At 76.1% G+C, this 6,516-nt stretch carries 5 protein-coding genes; 1 reads left to right on the top strand and 4 read right to left on the bottom strand.

Annotation, left to right across the window (positions count from 1 at the left end):
* Window positions 1–154: 154 nt before the first annotated feature.
* Entirely contained in the window at window positions 155–1,615 is a 1,461-nt protein-coding gene (cobC, locus tag ABZ385_RS31165; protein WP_358913985.1) for an Rv2231c family pyridoxal phosphate-dependent protein CobC, read from the bottom strand.
* Window positions 1,616–1,696: 81 nt separating this feature from the next.
* Here cobC and ABZ385_RS31160 point away from each other — a divergent pair, with 81 nt between their 5' ends.
* Complete coding sequence (locus ABZ385_RS31160) at window positions 1,697–2,428, top strand: ZIP family metal transporter (protein WP_358701739.1); 732 nt, start codon at window positions 1,697–1,699, stop codon at window positions 2,426–2,428.
* 14 nt (window positions 2,429–2,442) lie between these two features.
* Here ABZ385_RS31160 and ABZ385_RS31155 read toward each other — a convergent pair whose 3' ends face one another.
* Genes ABZ385_RS31155 through ABZ385_RS31145 form a run of 3 tightly spaced genes read right to left on the bottom strand, consistent with a single transcriptional unit; the run spans window position 2,443 to window position 6,514 of the window.
* Window positions 2,443–3,852, bottom strand: a complete 1,410-nt coding sequence (locus ABZ385_RS31155) for a cobyrinate a,c-diamide synthase (protein ID WP_358913984.1) — start codon at window positions 3,850–3,852, stop codon at window positions 2,443–2,445.
* Window positions 3,846–4,454 (bottom strand): cob(I)yrinic acid a,c-diamide adenosyltransferase, encoded by a 609-nt coding sequence (gene cobO, locus ABZ385_RS31150; RefSeq protein WP_358590696.1) that lies wholly within the window; start codon window positions 4,452–4,454, stop codon window positions 3,846–3,848. The genes ABZ385_RS31155 and cobO overlap by 7 nt, the downstream gene beginning before the upstream one ends.
* Window positions 4,454–6,514 carry a putative cobaltochelatase gene (locus ABZ385_RS31145; RefSeq protein ID WP_358913983.1) on the bottom strand — a complete coding sequence of 687 codons (2,061 nt, stop codon included), beginning with the start codon at window positions 6,512–6,514 and terminating at the stop codon, window positions 4,454–4,456. The genes cobO and ABZ385_RS31145 overlap by 1 nt, the downstream gene beginning before the upstream one ends.
* Window positions 6,515–6,516 lie beyond the last annotated feature (2 nt).

The raw sequence follows: 6,516 nt of genomic DNA, 5'->3' as shown, positions 1-6,516 counted from the left end.
CATGCGGGGTAAACGGGCGGGTGGGCGGGAAACACCCGCCGCGCAGCGGCGGCACAGCCAGGCCCCTACGCCAACGACCCCATGCGGGGTAAACGGGCGGGTGGGCGGGAAACACCCGCCGCGCAGCGGCGGCACGAGCCACCGGCGACCCGGCCTAGGGGAAAAGCACCTCCCGCAACACGGCGAGGAAGCGGTCCGAGGTCCCCCGATCCCGGACCGCGACCCGCAACCACTCAGGCCCCAGGCCAGGAAACGTGTCGCCCCGCCGCACCGCGAACCCCCGCCCCCGCAACCGCTCCCGCACCCCCGCGGCCCCGGGCACCCGCACCAGGACGAAGGGCCCCTCCGCGGGCCCCACCGCCCGCACCCCGAAGGAGGCCAACTCCGCGAGCCCGGCGAGGAGATGGGCCCGGTCCGCGGCGACGCGGTACGCCGCGTGACCGGCCTCCGCCAGCGCCCGCGGCCCCACGCAGGCCCCGGCGGCCACCAGCGCCGGCGTGGACACGGGCCACAGCGGCTGCGCCTGCTCCAGCGCGGAGATCACGTCGGGGGCGGCGAGGACGTAACCGATGCGCAGCCCGGCGAGGCCCCACGTCTTGGTGAGGCTGCGCAGCACCACGAGGCCGGGCACGTCCGTCCGGCCGGCCAGCGCCTCCCGCTCGCCCGGCACGGCGTCCATGAACGCCTCGTCCACGACCAGGATCCGCCCGGGCCGCGCCAGCGCGGCGACCGAGGCCGCCGGGTGGAGCACGGACGTCGGGTTCGTGGGGTTGCCGATGACGACGAGGTCGGCCTCTTCGGGGATCGCCGTCGACCCGGTGAGCCGGAAGCCGTCCGCCTCCCGCAGCAGCACCCGCCCCACCTCGTGCCCGGCGTCCCGCAAGGCCGCCTCGGGCTCGGTGAACTGCGGATGCACGACGACGGGCCGCCGCACCTTCAGGGCGCGGGCGAGCAGGACGAACGCCTCCGCCGCCCCCGAGGTGAGCAGCACCCGGTCGGGCGGCACCCCGTGCCGTGCCGCCACCGCCTCCCGCGCCCGCCGGCCGTCCGGGTAGGCCGCGAGGCCGTCCAGGGAAGCGGCGATGACGTCCTTGAGCCACACCGGGGGAGTGTCGGCCCGTACGTTCACCGCGAGGTCGGTGAGGTCCGCGCCGTCGTCCCGCACCTCCGCGTCCCCGTGGTGGCGCAGGTCGTGGCCGAGGCCGGACCGCTCGGAGCCGTCGACGCGGCGCGCGACCGCGCACGTGGCCATCGCCGGGCGCCCGGCCGGCGCCGACTTCCGCTTGGGCACGAGCAGTTCACCGCCGCCGCGCAGCGCCGCCGCCTCCGCGACGGACGGCGTCCCGACGGCCGCGCGGGACCGGTCGGTGGGGTTCGGCACCCGCACGTCCGCCAGCTCCCGCGCCGAGTACGCCATGAGCGGCACCCCGAGCCGGGCCGCCGCCCCGACGATGCCCGGCTCCCGCGCCTTCACGTCGACGGTCGCCAGCTCGGCGACCGCCCCCTCGTCGAAGCCGGCCTCGGCGACCGCGTCCCGCACGAGCCCGAGCACCTCGTCGAGGGAGGCGCCCTCGCAGGCGCCGACGCCCACGACCAGTACCTGGACGTCAGCCATGGAGGGGTCCTTTCATACGAGGAGGGGGGACACGGGGTGCGGGATGCGCGCGGGAGGGCGGTGATCCGCTAGCAAGGGGCCATGGCGGTGTTCGTGGCGCTCGGCGCCTTCCTCATGACCCTGGTGGGCGGCTGGACGGCCCAGCGGGTCACCGACCGGCGCCATCTCGTCCTCGGGCTCGCGGGCGGCCTGATGCTCGGCGTCGTCGGCCTGGACCTGCTGCCGGAGGCGCTGGACGCGGCCGGGCGGCCGGTGTTCGGCGTACCGGCGGCGCTGCTGCTGTTCGTGGCCGGCTTCCTCGTCGCCCACCTCGTGGAACGCCTCCTCGCGGGCCGTCAGGCCGCGCACGGCGCGGGCGAGCACGCGCACGGCCGGGTCCCCCAGGTGGGGCTCACGGCGGCCGCCGCGATGGTCGGCCACAGCGTCATGGACGGCGTCGCGATCGGCGCCGCCTTCCAGGTGGGCGGCGGCATGGGGGCGGCCGTGGCGCTCGCCGTCATCGCCCACGACTTCGCGGACGGCTTCAACACGTACACGATCACCAGTCTGTACGGGAACGCCCGCCGCAAGGCCCTCGCGATGCTGTTCGCGGACGCGCTGGCCCCGGTGGCCGGCGCCGCCTCGACGCTGCTGCTCACCATCCCGGAAGAACCGCTCGGCGGCTATCTCGGCTTCTTCGGCGGCGCGCTGCTCTACCTCGCGGCGGCCGAGATCCTGCCCGAGGCGCACCACGACCACCCGGCCCGCTCGACGCTGCTGTGCACGGTGGCGGGCGCGGCGTTCATCTGGCTGGTGGTGGGTGTCGCCGAGTGAGCGGCGGCGCGCGGTCACGGCGTACATCTGTCGACGAAGCGGCGCGCGACGTCCGGCCGCGCGGCCCAGTGCGTGTGCAGATAGCTGGCGTGCACGTTCGCCTGTACGAAGCCCTCGACGCGCCGCTCGGGCGCGTGCAGGCCCCAGGCGGGCGCCGCCCCCGCGCCGGGCTCCACGACGGTGCGGTGGAACTCGTGTCCCCGCGCCCGCGTCCCCGCCGCCGCGAGCACGCTGTCCGAGACGGCCACGGCGTCCCGGTATCCGAGGGTGAGCCGCCCCGACATCCGCGCCCCGGCGTCGAGCACGCCGCACATCGGCTTCCCGTCCAGCTCGCGGGCCAGGTACAGCAGCCCCGCGCACTCGGCGGCCACCGGCGCCCCGGAGCGCGCCAGCTCCGCCACCGCCTCGCGCAGCGGCTCGTTGGCGGACAGCTCGGGCGCGTACACCTCGGGGAAGCCGCCCCCGATGACCAGCCCGGCGGTCCCGTCCGGCAGCCGCTCGTCCCGGAGCGGGTCGAAGGTGACGACCTCGGCCCCGGCGGCGGCGAGCAGCTCCGCGTGCTCGGCGTAGGAGAAGGTGAAGGCGGCCCCACCGGCGACGGCCACCACGGGCCGTCGTGCGGGCGCCCCCCTGCCCGTCGTGGGCCCGGGGCCGGGGGAGTGCGCGGACGCACCCGGCGAAGCCGGTGCCGGCCCGAGCCCCGCCGCGGGGTCCCACGCCTCCCCCGACAGGGCAGCCGCACCGCGCGCCAGGGCGAGGAGGGCGTCCAGGTCGCACCCCGCCCGCACCTGCGCGGCGAGCGCCGCCACCGAGGCCACCGCGTCGGCGTGCCGCTCGGCCACCGGCACGAGCCCCAGGTGCCGCGACGGCGTGTCGACCTGCGGCGCACGGCGCAGCGCGCCGAGCACCGGCACCCCGGACTCCTCCAGCGCCTCCCGCAACAACAGCTCGTGCCGGTCCGAGCCGACCTTGTTCAGGATGACGCCCGCCACCCGCACCCCGGGGTCCCACGAGGCGAAGCCGTGCACCAGCGCCGCCACCGACCGGGACTGCGAGGACGCGTCCACGACCAGCACCACCGGCGCCCGCAGCAGCTTGGCGACATGCGCCGTCGACGCCAGCTCCCCCTGGCCCGCGGCCCCGTCGTACATCCCCATCACGCCTTCGATCACGGCGAGATCGCACCCGGCGGACCCGTGCGCGAACAACGGCGCGATCAGGTCGGGCCCGCACAGGTACGCGTCGAGGTTGCGGCCGGGGCGGCCGGTCGCCAGCGCGTGATAGCCGGGGTCGATGTAGTCGGGCCCGACCTTGTGCGGGGACACGGCGAGCCCGGCCGCCGCGAAGGCGGCCATCAGGCCCGTTGCGACGGTCGTCTTGCCGCTGCCCGACGACGGCGCCGCGATGACGAGGCGAGCTACCACTCGATGCCCCTCTGGCCCTTCTGGCCGGTGTCCATCGGGTGCTTGACCTTGGACATGTCGGTGACGAGATCCGCGAAGTCGACCAGCTTCCGCGGCGCGTTGCGGCCGGTGATGACCACGTGCTGGGTGCCGGGACGGTCGCGCAGGACCTCGACCACCTCGTCCGTGTCGATCCAGCCCCAGTGCATCGGATAGGCGAACTCGTCCAGGACGTACAGCTTGTACGTCTCCTCGGCGAGGTCGCGCTTGACCTGCTCCCAGCCCTCGCGGGCCTTGTCCTCGTTGGTCGGCTCGCCCTCGGCGGGAGCGCGCTGGATCCACGACCAGCCCTCGCCCATCTTGTGCCAGGCGACCGTGCCGCCCTCGCCGGAGGCGCCGAGCACCTTCAGCGCGTTCTCCTCGCCGACCTTCCACTTCGCCGACTTCACGAACTGGAACACCCCGATCGGCCAGCCCTGGTTCCAGGCCCGCAGCGCGAGCCCGAACGCGGCGGTCGACTTGCCCTTGCCGACGCCCGTGTGGACGAAGACGAGCGGGCGGTTGCGGCGCTGGCGTGTCGTGAGCCCGTCGTCCGGTACGACACTCGGCTGTCCCTGCGGCATCAGGCGGCCCTCCTCGTGGGCGAGTTCATTCCCTGTACGTTCTTGACCAGACCGGCGATCGAATCCGCCCGCAGCTCGTCCAGCGTCACGGCCGTCCCGCCGAGCTCGCCCGCCAACTGCCCGGCCAGACCCAGCCGTACGTAACCCGACTCGCAGTCCACGACCACCGAGGCGACGCCCTCGGCCGCGAACATCCGCGCCGCGCGCCCCGCCCGGGCCACCGGCTCCACCCCGCCCGTGGCGCGCCCGTCCGTCACCACGACCACCAGCGGCCGCCGCGCCGCGTCCCGCAGCCGCTCGACGCGCAGGACGTCGTGCGCCTTCAGCAGGCCCGCGGCCAGCGGGGTGCGCCCGCCGGTCGGCAGCGATGCGAGCCGGGCCGCGGCCGCGTCCACCGACGACGTCGGCGGCAGCGCCACCTCGGCGTCCTTGCCCCGGAACGTCACCAGCCCCACCTTGTCGCGCCGCTGGTAGGCGTCGAGCAGCAGGGACATGACGGCACCCTTCACGGCGCTCATCCGCTGCCGGGCCGCCATCGACCCGGAGGCGTCCACGACGAACAGCACGAGGTTGCCCTCACGGCCCTCCCGCGTCGCCTGCCGCAGATCGTCACGGCGGACGACCAGCCCGGGGCCGGAGCGCCCGCGCGCCTTCTGGTGCGGCGCCGCGGCCTGCACGGTCGCCGCCAGGTGCAGCTTGGTCAGCGCGCCCCGGGGACGCCGCGAACCCGTCGTGCGGCCGTGCTCGGTCCGGGCCCGCGAGCGCCGCCCGGCGGCGCCCTCGCCGATGCCGGGCACGCTCAGCGTCTTCGTGCGGAACGGCTCGGCGGCGCCCACCGCCCGCTGCTCACCGGCGCCCGCGCCCGGGGCGGGGGCGGGCTCCTGCGGGGCCGGCGCCTCGTCGGATTCCGGCCCCTGCTGCTGGGAGGGCAGGTCGGGGGTGGTGGGACCGCCCGCGGGGGGCTGCCCGCCGCCCGGGCCGCCGTCGGGGCCGCCGCCGTCGGGATCGTCGTCGCCCTCCGGTGGCTCGGGCTCCTCGGCGGCGCCGTCCTCGCGGGCCTCCTCCAGCGTCTCGTCGAGCTTGTCCTCGTCCAGCCCCGGCGCGTCGAAGGGGTTGCGGCGCCTGCGGTGCGGCAGCGCCAGCAGCGCGGCCTGCCGCACGTCCTCGCTCGTGACGTCCGTACGCCCCGCCCAGGCGGCCAGCGCCGTCGCCGTGCGCGCCATCACGATGTCCGCCCGCATCCCGTCCACCTCGAACGCCGCGCAGGTCGCCGCGATCTGGCGCAGCGCCCCGTCGCCCAGGACGACCTGGGGCAGCAGCGCCCGCGCCGCCACGACCCGCTCGCGCAGCGCGGCCTCGTCCGCGGCGAAGCGCCCCGCGAAGGCCTCGGGGTCGTCGTCGTACGCGAGCCGCCGCCGCACGACCTCCACGCGCTGGTCGGTGTCCCGGGACGCGGCCACCTCCACGGTCAGCCCGAACCGGTCGAGCAGCTGCGGCCGCAGCTCGCCCTCCTCGGGGTTCATGGTGCCGACGAGCAGGAACCGCGCGGCGTGCCGCACGGACACGCCCTCACGCTCGACGTACGAGGCGCCCATCGCGGCGGCGTCCAGGAGCAGGTCGATGAGATGGTCGTGCAGCAGATTGACCTCGTCCACGTACAAGATGCCGCGGTTCGCCGCGGCCAGCAGCCCGGGCTCGAAGGCCTTGACGCCTTCCGCGAGCGCGCGCTCGATGTCGAGGGACCCGACGAGACGGTCCTCGGAGGCGCCCACGGGCAGCTCCACCATGCGCGCGGGCCGCGCCGTGGCCCCGCCCGCCTCGTGCGGGCCGTCGGGGCAGTTCGGGTCGGGCGCCGCCGGGTCGCACGAGAAACGGCATCCGGCGACGACCGGCACCGGCGGCAGGAGCGCCGACAGGGCGCGTACGGCGGTGGACTTGGCGGTGCCCTTCTCACCCCGTACGAGCACGCCGCCGACGGCGGGCGAGACGGCGTTCAGCAACAGCGCGAGCCGCAGGTCGTCCTGCCCGACAAGAGCGGTGAACGGATACGGGGTACTCACAG

Origin of the sequence: Streptomyces sp. NPDC005898, from assembly GCF_040629635.1 — a bacterium.
In the GTDB taxonomy this organism is placed as follows: Bacteria; Actinomycetota; Actinomycetes; order Streptomycetales; family Streptomycetaceae; genus Streptomyces.
This window is presented reverse-complemented; position numbering and strand designations above follow the sequence as displayed.